Annotated in this window: 22 protein-coding genes and 2 pseudogenes; 7 read left to right on the top strand and 17 right to left on the bottom strand. The window is 59.8% G+C overall.

Going from position 1 to position 24,848, the window contains the following annotated elements; all coding sequences use genetic code 11:
- Positions 1-123: 123 nt before the first annotated feature.
- Together AABM52_RS28980 and AABM52_RS28975 are read right to left on the bottom strand one after the other, a co-directional pair.
- The gene (locus AABM52_RS28980; RefSeq protein ID WP_347909607.1) at positions 124-1,320 is read right to left on the bottom strand and encodes an MFS transporter; all 1,197 of its coding nucleotides are present in this window, start codon (positions 1,318-1,320) and stop codon (positions 124-126) included.
- 160 nt (positions 1,321-1,480) lie between these two features.
- A complete protein-coding gene (locus AABM52_RS28975) occupies positions 1,481-2,677 on the bottom strand; it encodes a class I SAM-dependent rRNA methyltransferase (RefSeq protein ID WP_046039197.1) in 1,197 nt (398 codons plus the stop codon).
- Positions 2,678-2,830: 153 nt separating this feature from the next.
- On the opposite strand from AABM52_RS28975, the gene AABM52_RS28970 reads away from it, so the two are divergent.
- Positions 2,831-3,700 (top strand): HDOD domain-containing protein, encoded by an 870-nt coding sequence (locus tag AABM52_RS28970; protein ID WP_347909606.1) that lies wholly within the window; start codon positions 2,831-2,833, stop codon positions 3,698-3,700.
- A gap of 42 nt (positions 3,701-3,742) precedes the next feature.
- A complete protein-coding gene (mutM, locus tag AABM52_RS28965) occupies positions 3,743-4,555 on the top strand; it encodes a bifunctional DNA-formamidopyrimidine glycosylase/DNA-(apurinic or apyrimidinic site) lyase (RefSeq protein ID WP_007995486.1) in 813 nt (270 codons plus the stop codon).
- A gap of 135 nt (positions 4,556-4,690) precedes the next feature.
- On the opposite strand, the gene AABM52_RS28960 is transcribed toward mutM, so the two are convergent.
- The 5 genes from AABM52_RS28960 to AABM52_RS28940 all read right to left on the bottom strand — a co-directional run bounded on the left by AABM52_RS28960 (position 4,691) and on the right by AABM52_RS28940 (position 9,332).
- On the bottom strand, positions 4,691-4,942 hold the full coding sequence (locus AABM52_RS28960; protein WP_003195146.1) for a YfhL family 4Fe-4S dicluster ferredoxin: 252 nt from the start codon (positions 4,940-4,942) through the stop codon (positions 4,691-4,693).
- Between the two features lie 102 nt (positions 4,943-5,044).
- Entirely contained in the window at positions 5,045-5,524 is a 480-nt protein-coding gene (gene coaD, locus AABM52_RS28955; protein ID WP_046039203.1) for a pantetheine-phosphate adenylyltransferase, read from the bottom strand.
- 115 nt (positions 5,525-5,639) lie between these two features.
- On the bottom strand, positions 5,640-7,235 hold the full coding sequence (locus AABM52_RS28950) for a GMC family oxidoreductase (protein WP_347909605.1): 1,596 nt from the start codon (positions 7,233-7,235) through the stop codon (positions 5,640-5,642).
- A gap of 92 nt (positions 7,236-7,327) precedes the next feature.
- On the bottom strand, positions 7,328-7,873 hold the full coding sequence (locus tag AABM52_RS28945; protein WP_347909604.1) for a twin-arginine translocation pathway signal protein: 546 nt from the start codon (positions 7,871-7,873) through the stop codon (positions 7,328-7,330).
- Between the two features lie 28 nt (positions 7,874-7,901).
- The gene (locus tag AABM52_RS28940) at positions 7,902-9,332 is read right to left on the bottom strand and encodes a coniferyl aldehyde dehydrogenase (RefSeq protein WP_347909603.1); all 1,431 of its coding nucleotides are present in this window, start codon (positions 9,330-9,332) and stop codon (positions 7,902-7,904) included.
- Between the two features lie 145 nt (positions 9,333-9,477).
- Here AABM52_RS28940 and AABM52_RS28935 point away from each other — a divergent pair, with 145 nt between their 5' ends.
- Both AABM52_RS28935 and AABM52_RS28930 read left to right on the top strand, forming a co-directional pair.
- Positions 9,478-10,149 (top strand): TetR/AcrR family transcriptional regulator, encoded by a 672-nt coding sequence (locus AABM52_RS28935; protein WP_347909602.1) that lies wholly within the window; start codon positions 9,478-9,480, stop codon positions 10,147-10,149.
- Positions 10,150-10,181: 32 nt separating this feature from the next.
- Entirely contained in the window at positions 10,182-11,036 is an 855-nt protein-coding gene (locus AABM52_RS28930) for a sulfurtransferase (protein ID WP_347909601.1), read from the top strand.
- 34 nt (positions 11,037-11,070) lie between these two features.
- Here the strand turns inward: AABM52_RS28930 and AABM52_RS28925 are convergent, their stop codons facing one another.
- The 10 genes and pseudogenes from AABM52_RS28925 to AABM52_RS28880 form a co-directional block, all read right to left on the bottom strand.
- On the bottom strand, positions 11,071-11,910 hold the full coding sequence (locus AABM52_RS28925; protein ID WP_347909600.1) for an AraC family transcriptional regulator: 840 nt from the start codon (positions 11,908-11,910) through the stop codon (positions 11,071-11,073).
- 3 nt (positions 11,911-11,913) lie between these two features.
- Positions 11,914-12,909 carry a hydrolase gene (locus AABM52_RS28920; protein WP_347912703.1) on the bottom strand — a complete coding sequence of 332 codons (996 nt, stop codon included), beginning with the start codon at positions 12,907-12,909 and terminating at the stop codon, positions 11,914-11,916.
- Between the two features lie 97 nt (positions 12,910-13,006).
- Positions 13,007-14,452 (bottom strand): pitrilysin family protein, encoded by a 1,446-nt coding sequence (locus AABM52_RS28915; protein WP_347909599.1) that lies wholly within the window; start codon positions 14,450-14,452, stop codon positions 13,007-13,009.
- Positions 14,445-15,791, bottom strand: coding sequence for a pitrilysin family protein (locus AABM52_RS28910; RefSeq protein ID WP_347909598.1), 1,347 nt, complete (start codon positions 15,789-15,791; stop codon positions 14,445-14,447). The genes AABM52_RS28915 and AABM52_RS28910 overlap by 8 nt, the downstream gene beginning before the upstream one ends.
- A 126-nt stretch (positions 15,792-15,917) precedes the next feature.
- Positions 15,918-16,013: pseudogene (gene rsmD / locus AABM52_RS28905) on the bottom strand (16S rRNA (guanine(966)-N(2))-methyltransferase RsmD); the annotation flags it as partial.
- Positions 16,009-16,239 (bottom strand): annotated as a pseudogene (locus AABM52_RS28900) (insulinase family protein); the annotation flags it as partial. The pseudogenes rsmD (AABM52_RS28905) and AABM52_RS28900, both read right to left, overlap by 5 nt.
- A 114-nt stretch (positions 16,240-16,353) precedes the next feature.
- Complete coding sequence (locus tag AABM52_RS28895; RefSeq protein WP_347909597.1) at positions 16,354-17,646, bottom strand: insulinase family protein; 1,293 nt, start codon at positions 17,644-17,646, stop codon at positions 16,354-16,356.
- Positions 17,647-17,787: 141 nt separating this feature from the next.
- A complete protein-coding gene (rsmD, locus tag AABM52_RS28890) occupies positions 17,788-18,396 on the bottom strand; it encodes a 16S rRNA (guanine(966)-N(2))-methyltransferase RsmD (RefSeq protein WP_347909596.1) in 609 nt (202 codons plus the stop codon).
- Complete coding sequence (locus AABM52_RS28885) at positions 18,396-19,886, bottom strand: pitrilysin family protein (RefSeq protein WP_347909595.1); 1,491 nt, start codon at positions 19,884-19,886, stop codon at positions 18,396-18,398. Before AABM52_RS28885 ends, rsmD (AABM52_RS28890) begins: the two co-directional genes overlap by 1 nt.
- The gene (locus tag AABM52_RS28880) at positions 19,879-21,234 is read right to left on the bottom strand and encodes a pitrilysin family protein (protein ID WP_347909593.1); all 1,356 of its coding nucleotides are present in this window, start codon (positions 21,232-21,234) and stop codon (positions 19,879-19,881) included. The genes AABM52_RS28885 and AABM52_RS28880 overlap by 8 nt, the downstream gene beginning before the upstream one ends.
- 343 nt (positions 21,235-21,577) lie before the next feature.
- On the opposite strand from AABM52_RS28880, the gene ftsY reads away from it, so the two are divergent.
- From ftsY to ftsX, 3 genes are read left to right on the top strand one after another with little or no spacing between them, the layout of a single operon-like run.
- A complete protein-coding gene (ftsY, locus tag AABM52_RS28875) occupies positions 21,578-23,080 on the top strand; it encodes a signal recognition particle-docking protein FtsY (RefSeq protein ID WP_347909592.1) in 1,503 nt (500 codons plus the stop codon).
- Entirely contained in the window at positions 23,077-23,748 is a 672-nt protein-coding gene (gene ftsE / locus AABM52_RS28870) for a cell division ATP-binding protein FtsE (protein WP_007975383.1), read from the top strand. Before ftsY ends, ftsE begins: the two co-directional genes overlap by 4 nt.
- Positions 23,745-24,767 (top strand): permease-like cell division protein FtsX, encoded by a 1,023-nt coding sequence (gene ftsX, locus AABM52_RS28865; protein WP_347909590.1) that lies wholly within the window; start codon positions 23,745-23,747, stop codon positions 24,765-24,767. Before ftsE ends, ftsX begins: the two co-directional genes overlap by 4 nt.
- The last annotated feature ends 81 nt before the right edge of the window (positions 24,768-24,848 follow it).

Here is a 24,848-nt window from a genome sequence, read left to right as displayed (position 1 = left end):
AACTTCACATGGACCGATTTTCTGTGGGAGCGAGCTTGCTCGCGAAAAAACCACAGACAACGCTGGCTACCAGACGCGCTGCTTTATCGTTGAAGCTCTTCGCGAACAAGCTCGCTCCTACAGTCAGCGCCCGATCCTGGCATTCGTCAGCAAACCCCAAAGACTGAACACGATGTAGCTGACAGCAATGGTCATCAGCAAATTGTCCCCTGTTTGTGCGAGGACGGCGCTGCTGACGGCGGCGGTAATGAACATGATGCTGTTGCCTGCGGATGCTGCCGTCCCTGCGCTGTTTGAGAACAGCAACATGGCTGCGGAAATGGCGGCAGGCCGTACCAGGGTGACCGCCAGAGCACTGATCACCATCGGTATGAGCAGGGTGATGGTTGTCATCGCCTCATAACGGATGATCAACGCCAACAATAGGCCGGCGGCACCCAGTAATCCGAGGCCGATGTTGATTTGCACAGAGAGGGAGATATGTTTCTGCACGGTGGTAGCAACGACTCCACCCAGGAAATAGGCGACCCCATACACCATAAGTACCCACGCGTACTGGTACTCGGACAGTTTCAACTCATCCATGAAAATCAGCGGTGTCACGCTGATCAACGCGAAATAACAAGCGAACACTAACGCGGCTATCCACCAATAGCGGATGAAGTCTTGATTTCCAGCGATGGATTTCAGCGTACGGATGACTGAAACGGGTGTTTTTTCCGTGAGGGCTGCCTTGGAAGGCAGTATCAGTTGGGCATGGATCAGCATGCCGAGCGCCATGAGCGCAAAACCATAAAAACTACCCTGCCAATCGAAAGTGGTTTGTAGCCACGAGCCTATCAGCGGTGCCAGTGCAACAAAGGAGCCGCTCAGCGTCATGTAATAAATGCGCACCCGGGCCCTGTCCTGTTCGTCGAACAAATCCTCCACCAGTGCATGACCCAGCACAAAAAAACCACACCCGATGGCTTGGACTGCACGAAACGCCAGGAAGCTTGGGAAGTCCGTCGCCAACGCGCAGCCTATCGAGCCGAGGGTAGAAACAACGATGCAACCAAGAAGAACGTCCTTGCGTCCCCACTTGTCTGAAAGCGGGCCGGTTATTAATTGAGAAAACGCAAAAACCAGCGTGAACAGACTGATGGAAAGGGCGATGTCAGCGGTTGAACTGTCGAACTTCGCGGCCAAGGCAGGAAAAGAAGGCAGGAGGATGTTCAGCGGGAAAAAACTGATTAACGAGATATTGGTAATCAGGATAAAGCGGGAGACTCGTTGGCGTTTCAGGTCGCCACTTAGAGCTGGGTAAGAGGACTCAGACATTGTTTTTGTTTTCCGGAGTGATCAAGCGTTCATGCTTGAAACCAGAAACCGATACTAGTCTGGGACGCAGGGAGTTCAATCAAAGGCGCTGTAGGAGGCTTCCTGTTTTGATGCCGGGAACCTCTGTAGGAGCGAGCTCGCTCCTACAGAGGTTTGCGTTTTAGCTATTCGGCAGCAACCGGCAAGTAATGCTCTTGATGTAGCGGGTTTCAGCGATAGCCGGATGCACCGGATGATCCGGACCCTGACCGCCACGCTCCAAGATCTGGATATTGCGGTCCAGGTGGCGGGCGCTGGTCAGCAGGATGTTCTGCAGGTCGTCTTCCGGCAGGTGCATCGAGCACGATGCGCTGACCAGGATGCCGTCCTTGGTGAGCAGGCGCATGGCTTGCTCGTTCAGGCGGCGGTAGGCGCCTTCGCCGTTCTTCATGTCTTTTTTGCGTTTGATGAACGCCGGCGGGTCGGCCACGATCACGTCGAAGCGTTCTTCGCTGGCTTTCAGCTCTTTGAGGGCTTCGAACACGTCGCCTTCGATGCAGGTCATTTTCTCGGCGAAGCCGTTCAGTGCGGCGTTGCGCTCGACGCCGTCGAGGGCGAAGGCCGAAGCATCGACGCAGAACACTTCACTGGCGCCGAACGCGGCAGCCTGCACGCCCCAGCCGCCGATGTAGCTGTAGAGGTCGAGTACGCGCTTGCCCTTGGCATAGGGTGCCAGGCGGGCGCGGTTCATGCGGTGGTCGTAGAACCAGCCGGTTTTCTGGCCCTGGATGACCGGGGCTTCGAATTTCACGCCGTTCTCTTCGAGGGCAACCCACTCCGGCACCAGGCCGAATACGGTTTCGACGTAGCGGGTGAGGCCTTCGGCATCACGGGCAGCGGAGTCGTTCTTGAACAGGATGCCGCTTGGCTTGAGCACTTGGGTCAGCGCTGCAATCACGTCGTCTTTATGGGCTTCCATGGTCGCCGAGGCGATCTGTACCACCAGGATGTCGCCGAAACGGTCGACCACCAGGCCTGGCAGCAGGTCGGAGTCGCCGTAGACCAGGCGATAGAACGGCTTGTCGAACAGGCGATCGCGCAGTGACAGGGCCACGTTCAGGCGGTGCACCAGCAGCGATTTGTCCAGCGGCAACTTGATGTCGCGCGACAGCACGCGGGCGCAGATCAGGTTGTTCGGGCTCATGGCAACGATGCCCAGCGGCTTGCCGCCGGCGGCTTCGAGGATCGCCTGGTCGCCGGCCTTGAAACCGTGCAAAGGTGTAGCGGCTACATCGATTTCGTTGCTGTAGACCCACAAGTGACCGTTGCGCAGACGACGGTCGGCGTTGGCTTTGAGGCGCAGGCTAGGCAGGGACATGTCGTCGCTCCGGAAAAAAGAGCGGGAGTATAGCGTGTTGAGCCCCGGGATTGGCCTGCAAGTGGACATGTGGCGAGGGTTGTCTTGCGATTTGGTATGTCGGATCCAACTTCATAAGGGTTAGAATCGCCGTCTGACCCAGAGTGTGCACAAATGTCCCAAGAGCTGACTTCCGAACAGATCCAACAAGCCCTGCAGGGCATCAGCGTACCGGCCCAGCCGCAAATCATGGTGGATTTGCAGATGGAGCAGTACATGCCCGACCCGGATCTGGAAGTCATTGCCAAACTGATCTCCCAGGATCCGGGGCTTTCCGGTTCCCTGCTGAAGATCGTCAATTCGCCGTATTACGGGCTGAGCAACAAGATCGCTTCGATCCAGCGCGCGGTGAATCTGCTGGGCAGTCGTTCGATCATCAACCTGATCAATGCGCAGTCGATCAAGGGCGAGATGAACGACGACACCATTGTCACCCTGAACCGTTTCTGGGACACCGCTCAGGACGTGGCCATGACCTGCCTGACTCTGGCCAAGCGCATCGGCGTTGAAAATGGCGACGAAGCTTATGCCCTGGGCCTGTTCCACGACTGCGGCGTGCCCTTGATGCTCCAGCGTTTCCCCGACTATATGGGCGTTCTGGAGCAGGCCTATGCCAACGCCAGCGCCGAATGCCGGGTGGTGGATACGGAGAATCAGGTGTTCAATACCAATCACTCGGTGGTCGGGTATTACACGGCCAAGTCCTGGCGCCTGCCAGAACACGTGAGCGCGGCGATCGCCAATCATCACAATGCGTTGGCGGTATTCAGCGATGAATCTTCGCGCAACAGTTCGCTGAAGAACCTGCTGGCGATCCTGAAAATGGCCGAGCACATTTGCGCGTCGTACCGGGTGCTGGGCAATCAGGCCGAAGATCACGAGTGGAACAGCATCGCGCCGCTGGTGCTCGATTATGTCGGCCTCTCGGACTACGACTTCGAGACCCTCAAGCAGACGATCCGCGACCTCGGCACTCATCGCTGAGTGTCGGAACCTTACTGGCCATGCGCCTGAGCCGAGAGCACCATGCCTGAATTGCCAGAAGTCGAAACTACCCGTCGCGGTATCGCGCCGTACCTGGAAGGTCAGCGTGTCAGCCGGGTGATCGTGCGTGAGCGGCGCTTGCGCTGGCCCATTCCCGAAGACCTCGATGTGCGGTTGTCCGGGCAGCGCATCGTACTGGTGGAGCGGCGTGCCAAGTATCTGTTGATCAATGCCGAAGTCGGCACCTTGATCAGCCACTTGGGCATGTCAGGCAATTTGCGTCTGGTGGAAGCCGGGCTACCGGCGGCCAAGCATGAGCATGTGGACATCGAACTGGAATCGGGCCTGGCACTGCGTTACACCGACCCGCGGCGCTTCGGCGCAATGCTCTGGAGCCTCGACCCGCTTAATCACGAATTGCTGATTCGCCTGGGGCCGGAACCGCTGACCGACCTGTTCGACGGCGAACGATTGTTCCAGCAGTCCCGCGGACGTTCGATGGCGGTCAAGCCGTTCATCATGGATAACGCGGTGGTGGTGGGCGTCGGCAATATCTATGCGACCGAAGCGTTGTTCGCCGCCGGGATCGACCCGCGCCGCGAAGCCAAGAGCATTTCCCGTGCGCGTTACTTGAAGCTGGCCATCGAGATCAAGCGCATCCTGGCGGCCGCCATCGAGCGCGGTGGTACCACGTTGCGGGACTTTATCGGTGGTGACGGTCAGCCAGGTTATTTCCAGCAGGAGCTGTTCGTTTACGGCCGTGGCGGTGAACACTGCAAGGTCTGTGGCACGGGGCTGCGGGAAGTGAAGCTCGGGCAGCGCGCCAGCGTTTTTTGCCCGCGTTGTCAGAGTTGAAAGTCAGTTAGATTTTCAGCGAGGCTGATGACGCCTTCGCGAGCAAGCTCGCTCCCACAGGGGATTTGTGTACGACGCAGATCCAGTGTGGGAGCGAGCTTGCTCGCGATGGCGGCCTGACAGGCGCCAGAAGTCTCAAGCCTTGCCGGTAATCTTCCGGTACTTCTCCATCAGCTGTTCTTCAGTCTCCGGATGAGCCTCGTCCAGTGGAATGCAATCCACCGGGCAGACCTGCTGGCACTGCGGTTCGTCGTAGTGGCCGACACACTGGGTGCACAGGTTCGGGTCGATCACGTAGATCTCTTCGCCTTGGGAAATGGCGGCGTTCGGGCACTCGGGTTCGCAGACGTCGCAGTTGATGCAATCGTCGGTGATGATCAGGGACATGCTAACTCCAGCCGGGGCGGCAAGCCCGGGCGCAATAAACCAATGCGCCTAATTGTGCCGCATTGGCGCCCGCAGTGCACGCGGGCGCCGCTTGAGCGGTGTTTACTTCTTGAAACGCTCGGTCAGTGCGTCCGCCACGACAGGGTGCACGAACTTGGTGATATCGCCGCCCAGGGCTGCGATTTCACGGACCAGCGTCGAGGAAATGAACGAGTAGCGCTCGGACGGGGTAAGGAACAGGCTTTCCACATCCGGTGCCAGTTGGCGGTTCATGTTGGCCAGCTGGAATTCGTATTCGAAGTCCGACACCGCGCGCAATCCGCGCAGGAACACATTGGCGTTCTTCTCTTTGGCAAAGTGCGCCAGCAGCGTCGAGAAGCCGACGACTTCAACGTTCGGCAGATGTTTAGTGACCTCGCGCGCCAGTTCCACCCGTTGTTCCAGAGGAAACAGCGGGTTTTTCTTCGGGCTCGCGGCGACGGCGATGATCACGTGATCGAACAGGCGCGAGGCGCGTTCGACCAGATCGCCATGGCCCTTGGTAATAGGGTCGAAGGTACCTGGGTACAACACTCGGTTCATCGCGTCGTCCTGGCGGGAATCCGTTGGGGAGTCGGATGGTATCGCAGCCTTCCCGGTCGGCCAAGTCGCCCGTTGGGTAAGAAAGCACTATAGACGATGGGAATTATCGTTATTTTCATGGGTTTTTTAAACGTTCGGCCAAAGATGTCGCCAGTTGCGCCGTCAGTCCGTAGACCGACAGCTGCGGGTTGGCGCCAATGCTGGTGGGGAACAGCGAACCATCGTGAATCGACAGATTGCCCAGTTGATGATGCCGGCCGAGGCTGTCGGTCACCGCGATTGTCGGGTCTTCACCCATGGCGCAACCACCCATCACATGGGCGCTGCCCAGGCGTGTGCGATACAACTCCAGGCTCAGGCCGTCGATCAGTGTGCGCGCTTCGGCGAGGGTCTTCACGTAGCGGGCGTCGGCGTGCATCGGCATCACGGCCTTGGCGCCACCGGCAAACTGGATCTCGGCCATGGTATGGAACGCCCGGCGCAATCCATCCCAGGCGTAGGGTGATAACTGGTAGTCCAGCACCGGCGTGTCATCGCTGCGCAATTCGACGCTGCCACCGGGGCTGTCAGGGTGAAAACCGTCCCGCAGCAACGCCAGCATGGCGTGGGTATGGGCCAGATTGGCCATGTGCTGCGAGTTTTCCTGACCGAAACCACCAAGCAATGTCGTGGCCAGCGCCGGGTGCAGGGGCGGGACTTCCAGTTTGTAGGACATCTTGCCCGTGGTGCCGTCCTGCCATTGGAAATGGTCGGAATAGATCGACTGCGGCGCGCCGTAGAAGGGGTTGACCACTTCGTCGAACAACGCGGCGGACATGTTTACCGGGTGCAGGAACGTACGTTTCCCCAGGCGCTTGTGCGGGTCGGGTGCTCCGGAGCGCATCAGCAAGGCCGGGCTGTTGATGCCTCCACCGGCCAGCACGAAATGCCGCGCCTTGACCGTGATGGTGCGCCCGGTCGGTGCGACGCAACGTTCATCCATCGCCGAACATTGCAGGCCGGTGACCTTGTCGCCGCTGATGTTAAGTTTTTCGGCGCGGGCCAGGTAAAGCAGTTCACCCCCTTTTTCCAGTGTCGCTGGAATGGTGGTGACCATCATCGATTGCTTGGCGTTGGTCGGGCAGCCCATGCCGCAGTAGCCGAGGTTCCAGCAGCCGCGAACGTTGCGCGGGATGACGTGCCATGAGTAATTCAGTGCTTCGCAGCCCTTGCGGATCACATCGTTGTTGGCGTTGGGTGGCACCATCCACGGCGCGACGCCCAGGCGCTGCTCCATTTTCTCGAACCACGGCGCCATTTCCGCCGGGCTGTGGCCCTTGACGTTGTGCTCTTTGGCCCAGTGTTCCAGGGTCGGCTCCGGGGTGCGGAAACTGGAAGTCCAGTTGATCAGCGTGGTGCCGCCCACCGCCCGGCCCTGGAGGATGGTGATCGCGCCATCCTTGCTCATGCGACCGATGCCTTCCTGATAAAGGCTGGCGTAGGCCTGGTCTTCGAGCATCTTGAAGTCGCTGCTGGTCTTGAGCGGGCCTTCCTCGATCAGCAGCACTTTGTAGCCGGCCGCGCTGAGGATTTCGGCGGTGGTGCCGCCGCCGGCACCGCTGCCGATGATCGCCACGTCCGCTTCGAGTGTCAGGTCTTGGGTCAGTTGCGAGCCGTTGTAGGTTTTCCAGCCTCGGGCCATGCCTTCGCGGAACGGATCGGGTACGGGCATCTTTCAGGTTCTCTTTATTATTTTGGATGCGGTGGTGAGGCGACTGGCGCCATCGCGGGCAAGCCACGCTCCCACAGGTTTTGTGCAGAGTTTTAAACAGTGGGCGGCCCGGGATACCCACAATGCGCCCACGATTCCTTGCGGCCGTACCAGGCCATCATCACCAGTTGCAACATGGAGCTGTGGCCCATGCGCAACAGGCTCAACGAGCTGTTTTCCCAGCGATCGAGAAAGGCCCGGATGTCGTTGGCGCTGGCGTTTTCCCAACTGCCCCAGACCCCGGTCAGCGGCCCGCGGGTCACGGCCATGCCCAGCACATCGAACAGTTGCTGGGTCAGCTTGAGCATTTCCGGCGACAGGTGGGCGAGGTTGTAATCCAGGCTTTTCAGCGTGCCCTCGACAGCCTCGGGCATCCGTTCGGCGGTCACGGCACCCTCGAGCATGACCGGGATTAACGCTCGCAAAAACAGCAGGTCGCCGCTGCGTAACGTGACGAAACCATTGGCCGGCACACTCGACGAACAACCGCTGAGGCTGGCTCCGAGCCCGGCGGTGGCGAGGAAAGCTGTGGCGCCGAGGCTGAATTTAAGCAACCCGCGCCGTGACAGCGCGGGTGTATCGGACAGGCTGGGGTTCATTATTGTTATTACCCGACGGTGATGATCATTAGCGGATGAACAGCTTCTGGATCAGCTTCTGAATGGATGTGCCGTACGGCGGATAGATCAACTTCGCGGCGTTGAACCGCTGTTTGATCAACACGCCCTTGGCCTTGCTGAAGGTCAGGAACCCTTCATGGCCGTGGTATTGACCCATGCCCGAGGCACCGATGCCGCCGAACGGCATGTCGTCCTGGGCGACGTGCAGCAGGGTGTCGTTCAGGCACACGCCACCGGAATGAGTTTCGTGCAGCACGCGCTGTTGTTCGCGCTTGTCGTAGCCGAAGTAATACAGCGCCAGTGGGCGAGGGCGCTGGTTGATGTAGGCAAATGCCTGGTCCAGATCCTTGTACGGCACGATCGGCAGCAGCGGCCCGAAGATTTCGTCCTGCATCACCGTCATCTCGTCCGTGACATTGAGCAGCAGGCTATGGCCCATGCGGCGGCCCTGGCCCTGGTCGAACAGCGGCATCAGCAGCGCGCCCTTGCTGGTGGCGTCGCTGACGTAACCGTTGAGACGCGCCAGTTGTCGCTCATTGATGATCGCGGTGTAGTCCGGGTTGTCGGCCAGCGTCGGATAAAACCCGCGGACGGCTGTGCGATAGGCTTCGACGAAACCTCCGACGCGATCCTCCGGCACCAGCACGTAGTCCGGGGCCACGCAGGTCTGGCCGGCGTTCAAGGTTTTGCCGAAGGCGATGCGCTCGGCGGCGTCCTTGAGTGGTACATCCCGGGAAACGATGGCCGGGGACTTGCCACCCAATTCCAGGGTCACCGGGGTCAGGTTTTCCGCGGCGGCGCGCATGACGTGTTTGCCGATGCTGGTGGCGCCGGTGAACAGCAGGTGATCGAACGGCAGGCGTGAAAACGCCACGCCCATGTCCGCCTCGCCCAGGACCACGCAAACCAGGTCTTCGGGGAAGATTCGCGCCAGCAGTTGCTTCATCAGCAGGCCGGTTGCGGGGGTCGACTCACTGAGCTTGAGCATCACCCGATTGCCCGCCGACAGCGCGCCGACCAACGGGCCGATGGCCAGGTACAGCGGGTAGTTCCACGGCACGATGACCCCGACCACGCCCAGCGGTTGGTAAACCACTTTGGCCGAAGCGGGCTGGAAGGCTGCGCCCACCTTGCGTCGCGAGGCTCGCATCCAGCCTTTGAGGTGTTTACTGGCGTAATGGATGCCGTGCAGGCTGGGCATCAGTTCGGCGAGCAGGGTTTCATCTGCGCTGCGATTACTGAAGTCCTGGCTGATCGCATCGATCAGGGCCTGGCGTTCATTGTTCAACAAATCCTTTAGCGCCTTGAGCCATTGCTGGCGCTGCGCGGCCGGTGGCATCGGGTTGGCGGCGTAGGCGGCACGCTGGGCGTCGAACAGGGCCTGAAGCTCTTCCAGCGGCTGCTGTAGGTTCTGCAGGTAGGAAATTTCAGCAGTCATGGTCGGCTCCGGATTTATTGTAATGCAGCATTTTTTAGAGCCTATACTCTAAAAAGTCAAATGACATCCTGGAACAGCTTTGTTTTATCCGCTCGCGGATAGATCTAAGATGCCCGTCAACGCACTCTGAATTAAAGCTCAAGCCATGGCCCCACGGATCAAAACCAGCGAGCGCATCGTGCAGAACAGCCTGGAGCTGTTCAACCAGCAGGGCGAGCGCAGCATCAGTACCAACCACATTGCTGCCCACATGGAAATTTCCCCGGGCAACCTGTACTACCACTTCCCGAACAAGCAGGCGATCATCGCCGTGTTGTTCAGCGAGTACGAAAGCCTGGTGGACAGCTTCCTGCGCCCGCCCCAGGGACGCGCCGCCACGGTGGAAGACAAACGTTTCTACCTCAAGGAACTGCTGTCGGCGATGTGGCGCTACCGCTTCCTGCATCGAGATCTCGAACATTTGCTCGACAGCGATCCGGACCTGGCCGACCGCTATCGACGCTTCTCCCAGCGCTGCCTGATCCAGGGTTCGGCGATCTACGAAGGTTTTGTCGCCGCCGGTATCCTGAAGATGGACAAGGTGCAGATCGAGTCCCTGACGCTCAATGCCTGGATCATCCTCACGTCCTGGGTACGCTTCCTGTGCACCACGCGGGAGAACTCCAGCCACTTGAGCGAGCAGGCCATTAAACGCGGGGTGTATCAGGTGCTGGTGCTGGAAGCCGGGTTCGTCACCGATGAGGCCCGCGATGCGGTCAACGCCTTGTTCGAAGAGTTTTACGTGCCCCTGGCCCAGGCACTGGAAGAAGTACAGTAGGATCAAGACCGACTTAATCACGGGAGCCCGCTATGCCCATTGCGCAACTGATCAGCCCGCAAGCCCTGGACCTGAAAAAGGACCAGCCGGGGCTGGTGATTCTGGATTGTCGTTTTGCCCTCGAAGACCCGGATTACGGTCAGCGCAGCTATGCCGAAGGGCACATCGCCGGTTCGAGCTATGCCGACCTCGAGCGTGATTTGAGTGGCGCCGTGGTCAAGGGCGTGACCGGGCGTCATCCGTTACCCGAGCCGGGGCAACTGATCGAGCGCCTGCAAGCCTGGGGTATCAATGCCGATAGCGAAGTGGTTTTGTATGACGACGGCCCGGGTGCCTATGCGGCGCGGGCCTGGTGGTTGCTGGCGTGGTTGGGCAAGCGCGATGGTGTATTCATCCTCGATGGCGGTCTCAAGGCCTGGCACGCGGCCGGTCTGCCGCTGAGCCTGGATGCGCCGGCGATCATTCGTGGTTCCTTCACCGGCAGTCCTGACACAGCGTTGCTGATCAGTGCCGAGCAGCTGCAAAAGCGCCTTGCGCGGCCGGAACTGACCCTGCTCGATGCCCGCGCATTGCCACGTTTCAAGGGTGAAGTGGAACCGATCGATCCGATTGCCGGGCACATCCCCGGCGCCCAGTGTGCGGCGTTTACCGACAACCTGGGCAGTGACGGGCGCTTCCTGCCGGCCGATCAGCTCAAGCAGCGTTTCGCCGCGAAACTGGGTGTTCGTTCGCCGAATGATCTTGTGGCGTACTGCGGCTCCGGCGTGACGGCGTGCCACAACCTGTTTGCGTTGTGTCTGGCCGGTTATCCGTTGGGCTCGCTGTATGCCGGGTCTTGGAGCGAGTGGATCAACGAGCCTGCGCGGGGCATTGCTACGGGCGAATAAACACCCAATAACCCACAATGGATTTTCGTCGTCATCAAGATCCGGGTAACTGCCGGGCTGTGCGATACGCCCCCGGTCCAACCCCATACACCTGCTTGAACTGCCGGCTCAGATGGCTCTGGTCGGCAAACCCCAGTTGCATCGCGACTTCCAGCGGCAAACAACCACGTTGCAGCAACGTCCGCGCCTGGGCGATGCGTTGTTGCATCAGCCAGGTGTGCGGCGGCATGCCGGTGGCGCGGCGGAATACCCGGGCGAAATGGAATGGCGAGAGGTTGACCGCTGTCGCCAGCGCTTCCAGTGAGGGCGGTGCTGCCAGTTGCGCGTGCAGTAATTCCTTGGCCCGGCTCACGGCCCGGTGTTCCTTGCCAGGTTTACCGGCATCGGGCACCGCCGCATGACGCTGCAACAGCGACAGCACCAGTTCGCGCCAGACCGTTTGTTGCTGCAATGCGGTGGCGGGGCTTTCCAGCAGGTGGTGAAGCTGGCAGAAGCCGTTCACCAGATCCTGATCGCGATACAGCGTGGCGCCGAAGGCCGGCAAGTGATGGGTCGGCAGTTCGAGTTCGGCCAGCAGCGAATTTATCTGCCCGCTGTCCGGATAAAACGCCCGGTACAGCCAGCCATCCTCGGTGCCTTTGTGGCCGGTGTGCAGTTCATCGGGGTTGATCAGCACCAGCGTGCCGCTGCCTGCCAGGTGTTCGGCGCCGCGATAGCGATAACGCTGGGCGCCGGCCATGATCATGCCGATCACATAGCCGTCATGCACGTGGGGGGCGAAACGATGATCGATGTAGCGGGCGGACAACAACTCGACCCCGGCCAGCGGCGGGGTTTGCCAGAAGTGGATTGACTCGCCTTGGTCAGCGTCCATGATTCAAGTGCGCCCTGTGGCGGCCAGCCACTCGGGGATGCGCCGCTCCAGGTAGTAACCCGGTTGCTTGAGCGTGCCATCGACGAAGCCGACATGCCCGCCCTTGGCTTGCAGTTCGAATTGCGTGCAAGCGGACAACTCATCGACGTGCGGCAGGCTGTGGGGAAACACGAAAGGGTCGTCGGCGGCCTGAATCATCAAGGTCGGCGTACGAATTTCGCCAAGGAAATAGCGGCTGGAGGCGCGGCGATAGTAATCCTCGGCATCGGCGAATCCGTGCAGTGGCGCGGTGACGCGACCGTCGAAATCCCAGAACGTGCGCATGTTTTCCAGGGATCCGAGGGCCGCCAGGGTTGCCAGGCCGTCCTCGTGTCCGTCGTGCTGGAACTGTCGCTGTTTGTTCTTGATGTAGGCAACCATCTCGCGCATGAAATGCGCCTGGTAAACCTTGGAGAAGCCTTGGCCGATACGGTCGGCGCACTGGTCCAGGCGGAACGGCACCGACACCGCCACGGCGCCCGTCAAGTCGCTGTCGCTGCCGGTTTCGCCCAAATGCTTGAGCAGGACATTACCGCCCAGGGAGTACCCCACCGCATACAGTGGCGCGAGCGGTCGTTTAGCCCGCAAGTGCCTGATGGTTTCGGCCAGGTCTTCGCTGGCGCCGGAATGGTAGCTGCGCGGCAACAGGTTGGGTTCGCCCGAACAGCCGCGCCAGTTCAGCGCGACGCTGGCCCAGCCTCGGTCGCTCAGGGCTTTTTGCATGCCGGCCACATAAGGTGAATTCGACGAGCCGGTGAGCCCGTGCAACACCAGCACCAAGGGTGCGTCGGCGCTGTGCGGGCCGTACCAGTCGAGGTCGAGAAAGTCGCCGTCTTCAAGCCACAGACGTTCGCGTTCACGGCCGATGTGCACGGTTTTACGCCACAGCGGCCCCCACAAGGTTTGCAAGTGCGGATTGCCGAGGCCGAAGGCGGGGGTAAAGGACGGCGGTGGGGCCAGTGCGGGGTGCGGTTGCACAGTCATTCTCGGTGGAAGTGTTCATGAGTCTGCCCGAAGACGCGGCGGGGCAGCGCCGCGACCGCGTCATCATGGTTGTCTAACTTGCCACAATCTCGCCAGGCATGCGACACATGGCATTGGTCGCACTTTCACTCGGAGCCGGCAGCGGTTGCTGCTCTGTCTTCGGCCCCAGGATGACAACGCGCCATTGGTCGGCGTGGTGATGCCGATTGAGCGCGCTTTTGATTGAAACGGGGCTCAGCTTCAAGGCTGCTTGCGTGGCAAAGTCGAGGTCCAGCGGCAGATTGTGCACGCTGATGGCGTACAACTGTCTCAGAATCTGCATATTGGTAGCGCTGTTCAACGGCGCGCTACCGGTCAGTTGCTGTTGGCTGTCTTCGAGCTCCTGTTGGGTCGGCCCTTGGGCGAGAAAGTCGCTGAACATCGTCTTGATATGGGCCAGCACGGCGTCGGCCTGCTCTGGTCGGGTCTGCAATTCAATGGTCAGTAACCCTTGTGCCTGAAGGGCTGAAAGGTCGGCTTTAACGTGGTAGGTCAAGCCTCGGCGTTCACGGAGTTCATTGGTCAGCCGGTTGGTGAAAACCCGCATGGCCATTTGCAGCGCGACGTAGTCCGGACCGCTCCGCAGGTCACTTGGCTGGGCAAGGCGCAGGTAAGCCTGGGTCGATGGTCGCTCAATGCGCAGCAGGCTCGGGGCCGTCGGACTTGTCACTGGCTGGATCGCGGCAGTGGCCGGTCCCAGGGGCAAGGCAGCGGATATCTGCGTACCAATACGCTGGGCTTCTTCCTCGGTGAGATCACCGACCAGTGTGATCTGGGCATTGCCCGCGGCATAAGCCTCGCGATGAAAGTCTTGAGCCTGGGTGCGGGTGATGGAGGCAAGCCCGGCCCGGGTTCCGTAGAGGGACTGAGCATTACCGTGGTCGGGAAACAGCTGGCCGAGGTTCGCTTGTCGGGCTTGAGCGGCAGAGGACTGATCTTCACGGTCCAGAAAGTACTGCAATTGGGATTTCACCGCAGGCAGGGATTCTTGCGGCAACAGCGGCTTGCCGAGTACCTGGGCAAACAGTTCCAGGGCTGGAGTGCGCCGTGATTCGTCACTCAGGCTACGCAGGGAAAACCAGGTCCGGTCCTGGCTGATACCCATATCCATCCTTGCCCCCAGATTATCGAACGCCGCCTGTATGGCATTGACGTCCTTGCCGGCTACGCCCTCATTCAAAAGGCTATAGGTGACCGCGGCCAGGCCGGGTTGATGCGGGGTGTGGGCGCTGCCGGCGGCAAAGCTCACAAGGGCATCGAACATCGGCAGGCCAGGGGTGCGGATGAACAGGATCTTCGTTCCGCTGAGGGTTTTGTAACCTTTGATCGGCAGTGTGCGGTGGGTCGCCGGAGCCTGTGTTTCATTGAGCGATTGCAGCACTGGTTTCTGGGTCGCCGTGGTTGTAGCGGCAGATGCGTGTGCACTCAACAGCATGCCGGCCAGGATCAATCCATTGATGAGGCCTTTGAGCTTATCCATTGTTTTTCTCCGGCAGGATTTTCGCGGTACTCAGGCGCTCACGCGTCAGGTACGTCTTTGCGACCTCTTGAATCTCCCGGGGCGTGACCTTGTTCAACTCATCCGTATCCTGATCGGCCAGCCGCCAGTCCAGGCCGATGGTTTCCAGCAGGCCCAAGGTGTTGGCCTGCCTTTCCAGATCATCCTGCGCATAAACCGAGTTGGCGATCACAAGGTTTTTCGCGCGCTCCAGTTCTGCCGGTTCCGGAGCCTTGCTTTTCAGTGATTCGATCACTTGCCAAAGACGGGCGAGGGCTTCGTCAGCGTCATTGAGCTTGTCCGGGTTGAGTTGTGTGCTGATGGTCAGTAACGAGTCGCCGCGATTGAAGGCGTCGTACTCTGAGTGGGCCTCGGTGAATATCGCCTCGCTCAGTTGCAGTTGCTGTTTGATCCGCGCGCTACTGGATCCGGCCAGTAACATATCAAGCAGGCGCAGCGCATGGGCGGTCCGGCGATCCAGTGCCGTGGCCAGGCTGGGCGCGTTGAAGCTCATGATCAGGCGCGGGGAGGCTACCGGTGCGTGCAGGGTCAGTGACCGTTCACCGGCAGAAGCCAGCTCGACGGGGGTAGGCGCCACAGGTGTCGCGCGCCGTTCAAGGTGGCCGAAGTGCTGCTGTGCCAGGACCTTGATCCGCTCAGGTGCAACATCGCCAACGACCACCAACGTCGCATTGTTTGGCGAATACCAGGCCTGATACCACTGCTGCAATTGCACGGCGTTCATTCGTTGCAGATCGTGCATCCAGCCAATCGTCGGGGTGCGGTAGCCGCTGGCTGGGTAGGCAATGCTGTTCAGTCGTTCTTGAGCCGATGCGGTGATTTCATCATCAACGTACATCCGGCGCTCCTCCTGAATGACCTTGAGCTCCGGCGTGAAGTCCTGTGCATCCAGCTCGGCCGTACTCATCAGATCGGCCAGTATTTCGAAAGCGACGCTTGTGCGGCCGGAAGGTAGTGTCTGGTAAAAAACCGTGAAGTCGGTGCCGGTAGATGCGTTTTGGCGGGCGCCCAGTTTATCCAGTATCGCCGCGAACTCGCCGGCGCAGGCCTTGCTGCTGCCTTTGTAGACCATGTGTTCGAGGGCGTGGGACAGGCCGGACTGGCCGGGTGGTTCGTAGCTTGAACCGGCCTTGATCCAGAGTTGGGCGGTGACGATGGGGGAGCGGTGGTCCTCGCGCACAACGACCTTGAGGCCGTTATCCAGTACGAATTCTTGCGTCGCAGGGGGTGTCGCCGCGCTGGCCATGAGCGGCAGCCAAGCGATAAAGGGCAGCATAAATGTGCTGCGGGAGATGTTCATCCGTGTTCATCCTCAGTGGTTTGCAGTTAATTGCGCAACCCACTGTGGATGATCTGTAAGGACGTCAGGCGGTAACTATGTAGTGCACCTCACAACCGGTTTGGGGGCGGTTGTCTCGCCAAAATTTCAGGCGCTGCGCTGCCACAACGAGTAATACACACGCCCGGATTTCTGCTCCCGGTGCAGGCGCCAGTTCTCCGGCAGGCCCAGGGTCGAAGGCGCGGGTCTGCAGGTTGATCAGGAACGGGTCGCGCGCCTGCATCGGGGTGAAGCCCGAATACACGCCGTAAGTCAGGCCACGCCTCTCGCGCACTTCGCTCATCAACCGGGTGCCGAAGCCGCCGCCACCGAGAATCTGGTTACCCATGGACAACGCCGCGTAGTCCGGGGCGTAGCGGTCGATACCCAGTTGCGCGAGCATCAGGTTGGTCTGCTTGGACGGAAACTGTGTCTCGCTTGCTTGGGAGCACGAACAGTGTGGGGCTGCGAGCGGTGCGGGTTCAGCAACCCCTTGGTTCACTGTTTGCAATTCAGTGGCAGGCTAGAAAATTGAACAAGAGCGTTATTCCAGCGAACCTTCCATTGGGAAAATGTGGGCTGTTGTCATTCGCTGCTCTGTGAAGTAAGTGTTGGCGAAGTCTTGAATGTCCTTGGTTGTGATGCTCAGCAAAGCTTGGTATTCCTGCGCCCTGTTACTCAGAGGCAGTTTTGAATGATGATAATTGGTGACGATGCCGGGTAAAGCCCAAGGATCTTGCTCATTTTTGGCCCAGAGGGCGAGACTCTTTTCACGAGCCTGTTCCAAGGTTTTGGTGTCGATTGGACTTCGTTTTAGCTCATTTATGTAAGTGTGCAGTCCCTGCTCTAACTGACTTGGAGTTTGATCCGCCGACAGGGCCGTAACACTCAGATAAAAAAGGCTCGCATTTTCGTAGCATCGTACCCCTGCGACGCCCCACCCGTCTGGAATTAGCAGGAAGTAGTTGGTCAGAAGCTCCGCGAGGATGCCTAAGGCGCCGAAAGCCTTGGGGTCTTCATTGAAGAAGTTACGGTCAGGCAAATTGAAGCCTGTGACCGAAAAAGGCACGTTAGTGTTTTTGCGTAGTTCGATATGCCGCTTGCCCGGTTCGGAAGTTTCTTTGGGGTAGTTGAATACCTCAAGAGGTCTATGTTGAATCGCAGAGAAATGCTGTTCTGCCAACTTGAATACGTTGGCTGCGTTCACATTGCCAACAACGACCAGTGTTGCATTATTGGGCATGTACCAACGCTGATGCCATTGGTGCAATTGATTGATATCAAGGTTTGAAAGGCTGGTTGGCGTGCCATCGGCCATATTGGAATAACTACTGAAAGGATAAAGTAGTTCGTTGATTTCCTGTGGTGTGCTGCGGTTGGATATAAAAACATCACATTCGGCTCGATAGCTATTTCGTAGTTTTATGTGTGTCTGCAAAGATTCGCCGGTCATTTGTGGTGCTGCCATCATGGTGGCGTGTCGGCTGAAAGCCTCATTTAACCTGGAAGGTAGTACCTGCTGTATATAAGACGTAAAGTCATCCCGATGAAACGAAGTAAGTTCGTAGGCATCGGGTGACGCTGTATCTTGATTGTCTTGATTGTCTTGATTGTCTTGATTGTCTTGATTGTCTTGATTGTCTTGATTGTCTTGGAGTAATACACACGCCAGCATGAGGTTGATCCCCGCGCTTTCCGGCGGTTCGTTACAGTGGCTAACTTTGTAGTTGAGTTCGATGCGTGCCTCAGTGGTGCCACTGAGTTCGGCAACAATGACTTTCATGCCGTTGTCGAGAGTGAGTTCTTTTGTTGGAGTAGTTGGATATTTTGTCTGCATAGTTTGCGAGTCCATTTGCAGTTATGCGAGTCATTTCGCTCGCCTACAATGCTCACAAGTATTAATTCTATCCAGGGTAAATATATTTCCTGCTAAGACTGCTGTGAAGGTGTCGGGTGGGGGATGCCCACCCGAACTTGGTTATGTGGACGGTATAGTGTTGCGCTGCCACAACGAGTAATGCACACGCCCGGATTTCTGCTCTCGGTGCAGGCGCCAGTTCTCCGGCAGGCCAAGGGTCGACGGCGCCGACTCGCTTTCGGTGTACACCCAGGCATCTTCGGCCAGCCATTGGCGCTCTTCGAGCAACTTGCAGACGACGGGCAGCAGGTTCTGGTTGAACGGCGGATCGAGGAACACCAGGTCGTAGGCCGTTGGGTTCTGGGTTTCCAGGTAGCGCAGGGCATCGGCGGTCTGGACCTGGCCGTTGGTGCACCGCAGCGTGCCCAGGTGTTCCTTCAGGCTGGACACCGCGATGCTGCTGGCATCCAGTGCCTGACCCATGGCCGCGCCACGGGACAGGGCTTCGAGGAACAGCGCGCCGCTGCCGGTGAACGGGTCGAGCACCTTGGCGCCCGGCACGTAAGGCGCGAGCCAGTTGAACAGGGTTTCACGCACGCGGTCCGGCGTCGGGCGCAGGCCGGGGGCGTCGGGGAAGCTCAGCTTCCGGCTGCGCCACTCCCCGCCGATGATGCGCAGCTGGTTCACGCCGTTATGGACGTTTTTGGCGGGTTTTTTAGGATGGGCCATTAATGCTCCGGAACCCCGAGCGGTTGCTCGGAAGGTTTATCAGTAGGGGCCGGTAACGGCTTTTGCGGCACGGTCGGGCCAGCGCTGACGATGACCATCTTGTCCGTGCTCAGGTGTTTGTTCATGGCGGCTTTGACCTGCTCGACGGTCAAGGCCTGGGACTGTTGCATGAAGTCTTCCAGGTGACTCAACGGCAAGTTGTAAAAACCGATGGCGCCCAACTGACCGACGATATCGGCGTTGCTGGCGGTAGACAGCGGGAAGCTGCCGGCCAGTTCGCGTTTGGCGTCGTCCAGCTCTTTTTCGGTCGGGCCGGTTTTAAGGTAGTCGGCCAGTACATCCTGCACCAGTTTCAGGGTGCCTTCACTCATCTCGGCGCGGGTTTGCAGGTTGATCATGAACGGGCCACGCGCCTGCATCGGGGTGAAGCCCGAATACACGCCGTAAGTCAGGCCACGCTTCTCGCGCACTTCGCTCATCAGGCGGGTGCCGAAGCCGCCGCCACCGAGAATCTGGTTACCCATGGACAACGCTGCGTAGTCCGGGTCGTCGCGGTCGATGCCCAGTTGCGCGAGCATCAGGTTGGTCTGCTTGGACGGGAACTCGATATGGCCGACGCTGGCCTTGGGCTCGACCGGTTGCGCGACTTTCGGCAAGGCCGGTCCTTTTGGCAGGGCGCCGGACACCTGGGCGGCAATCGCTTCGGCTTCCGCGCGGGACAGGTCGCCGACCAGCGCGATCACCACGTTACCGGCTGAGTAGGCTTTCTCGTGGAAAGCACGCAGTTGGGCCACGGTGATTGCCGGGACGGTTTGCGCCGTGCCGTCGCTGGAATGCGCGTACGGGTGATCGCCGTACAAGCGGTTCATCAGTTCCAGGCTCGCCAGTTTGCCGGGGTTCTGTTTCTGGTATTCGAAACCGGCGAGCATCTGGTTCTTGATGCGGGCAAACGAGTCGGCGGGGAAGGTCGGTTTGCCGACGACTTCGGCGAACAGTTTCAGGGCCGGCTCGCGCTTGTCCTTGGCACTCAGGCTGCGCAGCGAAGCGATTGCCATGTCCTTATAAGCGCCGTTGCCGAAGTCGGCGCCCAGGCCTTCGAAGCCCTGGGCAATGGCACCGACGTCTTTTCCGGCAACGCCTTCGTTGAGCATGGCGTTGGTCAACACCGCCACGCCCGGTGCATCGCGGTCCTGGCTGCTGCCGGCAGCGAAGATCAGGCGCATGTCGAACATCGGCAGCTCATGGGCTTCGACAAACAGCACCTTGGTGCCTTCGGCGGTGTTCCAGGTCTGCACGTCCAGCTTGCGGTGGGCCGGTGCCTTGCCGTTGAGCTCGGTCAGCGATTGCAGTTTCTGGCTGGCCTTGGCCTTGTCCAGGGCTTCGCTGGCGTTGGTTTGGTCAGGGCGCGACAGATAGAACGCGGCGGAGCCGATAACGGCGACGGCGACCAGGCCGATCAGGGCCAGGCGGGAGGGTTTACGCTCACTCATGAGTCGTCTCCAGGGGCAGTACATGGGCGACGCTGAGACGTTCGCGGGTGAAAAACAGCTTGGCGGCTTTTTGGATATCTTCCGGCGTGACGCTTTCCAGATCGGCCAGTTCGGTGTCCATCAGTTTCCATGACAGGCCGACGGTTTCCAGTTGGCCGATGGCCGTGGCCTGACTGGTGATCGAGTCGCGCTCGAAGACCAGGCCGGCGATGACTTGTGCGCGTACGCGTTCCAGCTCTTCAGCGGTTGGCGCCGTGGTTTTCAGCTGGTCGAGCAGCTTCCACAAACCAGCATGCGCTTGGGCGATGGTCTTGTGTTTCTGCGAGTTTGGCGATGCCGACAGGGTGAAGAGGCTGTCGCCGCGGGTGTAGGCGTCGTAGCTCGACGAGCCGCCGGACACCAGTTCTTCCCCGCGCTCCAGTTGCGTCGGGATGCGCCCGCTGTAGCCGCCGTCGAGCAGTGCCGAGATCAGGCGCAGGGCATTGACCAGGCGCTTGTCTTCGGCGGTGGCGATGCTCGGCACGTTGAAGGCCAGCATCAGGCTAGGCAGTTGGGTCTGCACGTGCAGAGTGATCTGGCGCTCGCCCGGTTCGGCCAGTTCCAGCGGCTTTTTCGCGGCGGGTACATCACGCTTGGCGATCGGGCCGAAATAGCGTTGGGCCAGGGTTTTGACTTCGTCCGGGGTGACATCGCCAACCACCACCAGCGTGGCGTTGTTGGGCACGTACCAGGTTTCGTACCAGTGGCGCAGCTCTTCGACTTTCATCCGCTCAAGGTCGGCCATCCAGCCGATGGTCGGCGTGTGATAGCCGCTGGCCGGGTAGGCCATGGCCTTGAAGCGCTCGTAGGCTTTGGCCATTGGCTTGTCGTCGGTGCGCAGGCGACGTTCTTCCTTGATGACCTCGATTTCCTTGGCGAACTCATCAGGTGGCAGGCGCAGGCTGGCCATGCGGTCGGCTTCCAGTTCGAAGGCCACGCCCAGGCGATCCCGGGCCAGCACCTGGTAGTACGCGGTGAAATCATCGCTGGTGAATGCGTTCTCTTCGGCGCCGAGGTCGCGCAGGATCAGCGAGGCTTCACCGGGGCCGACTTTTTCGCTGCCCTTGAACATCATGTGTTCCAAAGCGTGGGACAGGCCGGTATTACCCGGCGTCTCGTAGCTGGAGCCGACCTTGTACCAGACCTGGGAAACCACCACTGGCGCACGGTGGTCTTCACGCACGACCACCTTCAGACCGTTGTCGAGGGTGAATTCGTGGGTGGGTTGCGGGTCGGCAGCCAGGGCCGAAAGGGGCAGGCAAACTGTGCTGAGCAGCAGGCCTGCGGCGCGGCGGGCAAGAGCATTCATTCGTTTTCAAACCTTTGGGGCTGCCCGCTTGTTCTTAGCGTCAGCGGGCGAGAGGGTGCTAGGATACTGATCCGTTTTACTGGCGGCCACGCCTATCAGGCCTTTGACCGGCCTGCGGGTTGCATGGGTTACCGGCAGAAACTTTGAGTTTGTCAGCTAAACTCAGCGTTTTCGCCGACGATGCCGTTCCAGTCCTTCGTATTAGTCGAGCTTTGAGGCGCCGTTGGCACCTCGACAAAATGTTGCGCGTGAACAAGCTGGGTCAATCGCAGTCTGTTCTGCATCGAATATTTATTTGCCGGGGCGCCATTGGCGCGTCGCTACCGTGAGATAGCCGTCCTCCATGTTTGGTTCCAACGACGACAAGAAGACCCCAGCTGCGGCTGGCGAGAAAAAAAGCCTGTTCGGATGGCTGCGCAAAAAGCCGCAGGAACCCGTCGTCGAACAGCCACAAGCCATTCCTGATCAAGTACCGACGCCGGTCCCGGTAATAGAAGAAGCGCCCGCGCCGGTTGTTCTGCCGATTGCCGAGCCGGTACTGCAATCGCAGGCTGAAACCGTTGTTGAGCCTGTCAGCGAAGTTATCGAAGCGCCGCTGACCCCGACTGCCGAGCCATGGCTGACCTTGCCCGTGGCGGAGGAGCCGGTGGCATTGGTCGAAAATGACCTGGCCCCCCACGTGACCCCGCCGATTCCGGCTCCGGCAGCGTTTACGCCTGCACCGGCTCATGTGCCTGTGGTCGAAGCGATTGTTGAACCTGTCGTCGTGGCCGAGACTGTGCCCGTTGTCAGCCAGCCAGAGGTTCCGGTGTTCGTTGCTCCGGTTGCTCAAGCACCTGCACCCGCTTCGATTCCTGAGCCGATCGCGGCGCCCGCCGAAACCCCGGCAGAGCCCGTACGCACCGAAGAAACCAAAGCCGGTTTCTTCGCCCGCCTCAAGCAGGGCCTGTCCAAGACCAGCGCCAGTATCGGCGAAGGCATGGCCAGCCTGTTCCTGGGCAAAAAGGTCATTGATGACGAACTGTTCGAGGACCTGGAAACCCGCTTGCTGACCGCCGACGTTGGTGTCGAAGCCACTTCGTTGATCATTCAGCGCCTGACGCAGAAGGTCGCGCGCAAAGAGCTGGCCGACTCCGATGCCCTGTACAAGTCCCTGCAAACCGAACTGGCCGCCATGCTCAAGCCGGTCGAGCAGCCGCTGAAAATCACCTCGCAGAACAAGCCGTTCGTGATTCTGGTCGTCGGCGTCAACGGTGCCGGCAAGACCACCACCATTGGCAAGCTGGCGAAGAAACTGCAGCTGGAAGGCAAGAAAGTCATGCTCGCCGCCGGCGACACTTTCCGTGCCGCGGCGGTGGAGCAATTGCAGGTCTGGGGTGAGCGCAACAAGATCCCGGTGATCGCACAGCACACTGGCGCCGACTCGGCTTCGGTGATCTTCGACGCCGTGCAGGCCGCCAAGGCCCGTGGCATCGATGTGCTGATCGCCGACACCGCCGGGCGTCTGCACACCAAAGACAACCTGATGGAAGAGCTGAAAAAAGTTCGCCGGGTGATCGGCAAGCTCGACGCCGACGCACCACACGAAGTGCTGTTGGTGCTTGACGCCGGCACCGGCCAGAACGCCATCAACCAGGCCAAGCAATTCAACCAGACCGTCGAACTGACCGGCCTGGCGCTGACCAAGCTCGACGGCACCGCCAAGGGCGGGGTGATTTTCGCCCTGGCCAAGCAATTCGGTCTGCCGATCCGCTACATTGGCGTCGGCGAAGGCATCGACGATTTGCGTACCTTTGAAGCAGAACCCTTTGTCCAGGCATTGTTTGCCGAGCGGGAGCGTTCATGATTCGTTTCGAACAGGTCGGTAAGCGCTACCCGAACGGTCACGTCGGCTTGCATGAGCTGAGCTTTCGAGTCCGTCGTGGCGAGTTCTTGTTTGTTACCGGCCATTCCGGCGCCGGTAAATCCACGCTGTTGCGCCTGTTGCTGGCGATGGAGCGTCCGACCAGCGGCAAGTTGCTGCTCGCCGGGCAAGACCTGAGCACCATCAGCAACGCGCAGATTCCTTTCTTGCGTCGGCAGATCGGTGTGGTGTTCCAGAATCACCAGTTGCTGTTCGATCGCACGGTGTTCAATAACGTCGCGTTGCCTTTACAGATCCTGGGTCTGTCCAAGGCCGAGATCGCCAAGCGCGTAGACTCGGCACTGGAGCGCGTGGCGCTGTCGGATAAAACCGATTTGTACCCGGGCGACCTGTCCACCGGTCAGCAGCAGCGCGTCGGCATCGCCCGCGCCATCGTTCATCGTCCGGCCTTGCTGCTGGCGGATGAACCGACCGGTAACCTCGACCCGCGTCTGGCCGCCGAGATCATGGGTGTGTTCGAAGACATCAATCGCCTGGGTACCAGCGTGCTGATCGCCAGTCACGACCTGGCCCTGATCGCCCGTATGCGCCATCGCATGCTGACGCTGCAACGCGGTCGATTGATCGGTGACGGGGAGGCCGCGGTATGAGTGCAACACGTAGCCCCAAGGTTTCCGAGCGTGTGGCCCCGAAGGCCGCCGATCCGCAGCCGCAAAAGAAAAAACACGACGATGACGACGGGCCGGACTTTGCCACGTTGTTCCGCGCCTGGATCGAAAGTCATCGCGCCAGTCTGGTGGACAGCCTGCGTCGCCTGGGCAAGCAGCCCATCGGCAGTTTTTTCACCTGCATGGTGATGGCGGTGGCCCTGAGTTTGCCCATGGGGCTGTCACTTTTGCTAAGTAACGTCGAGCGTTTGGGTGGTTCCTGGCAGCGTGCGGCGCAGATTTCCCTGTATCTGGACCTTGAGGCCAAACCGGCCGAAGGCGAAGCGCTGCGCGATCAGATCAAGGGCATGCCTGGCGTCGCTGATGCCGAATACGTTGGCCGCGAGCAGGCGCTTGAAGAGTTCCAGCAGCAGTCCGGGCTGGGCGAGGCGCTCAAGGAGTTGCCGGAGAACCCGCTGCCGGGCGTGGTCCTGGTGACGCCGAACGAGGTCGACAAGCCGGCCCTTGAAGCATTAAGACAAAAACTATCCGAGCTGCCGAAGGTACAACAGGCGCAACTTGATTTAGTCTGGGTTGAGCGTCTGGCGGCCATCCTCAAGCTGGGTGACCGTTTTGTCTTCGGTCTGACCGTGCTTCTGGTTTCTGCATTACTTTTGGTGATAGGCAATACCATTCGTCTTCATATTGAAAACCGCCGCACAGAGATAGAAGTGATTAAACTGGTCGGCGGCACTGACAGCTATGTACGCAGGCCCTTTCTGTATATGGGTGCGCTGTATGGCTTCGGTGCGGGGATTCTGTCCTGGGGTGTACTGGCGTTCGGCCTTGATTGGCTGAATGACGCGGTGGTAGGGCTGGCCGGTTTGTACGGCAGTGATTTTGCGCTGGCTGGAGTGCCAGTTGCCGACGGTCTGTCTCTCTTGCTTGGCGCGGTGCTGTTGGGGTATATCGGTGCATGGATTGCAGTCGCACGCCACCTGAGGGAGCTTGCGCCTAAGTAGTATCATTTTGCTCGTATTGACCTTTCAGCGTTTTTGGGTTTTAGGGAACTTGTCTTTCGGTTTCCGGTCAATTTTCGCAGT

Source organism: Pseudomonas grandcourensis, assembly GCF_039909015.1.
Lineage (GTDB): Bacteria > Pseudomonadota > Gammaproteobacteria > Pseudomonadales > Pseudomonadaceae > Aquipseudomonas > Aquipseudomonas grandcourensis.
This window is presented reverse-complemented; position numbering and strand designations above follow the sequence as displayed.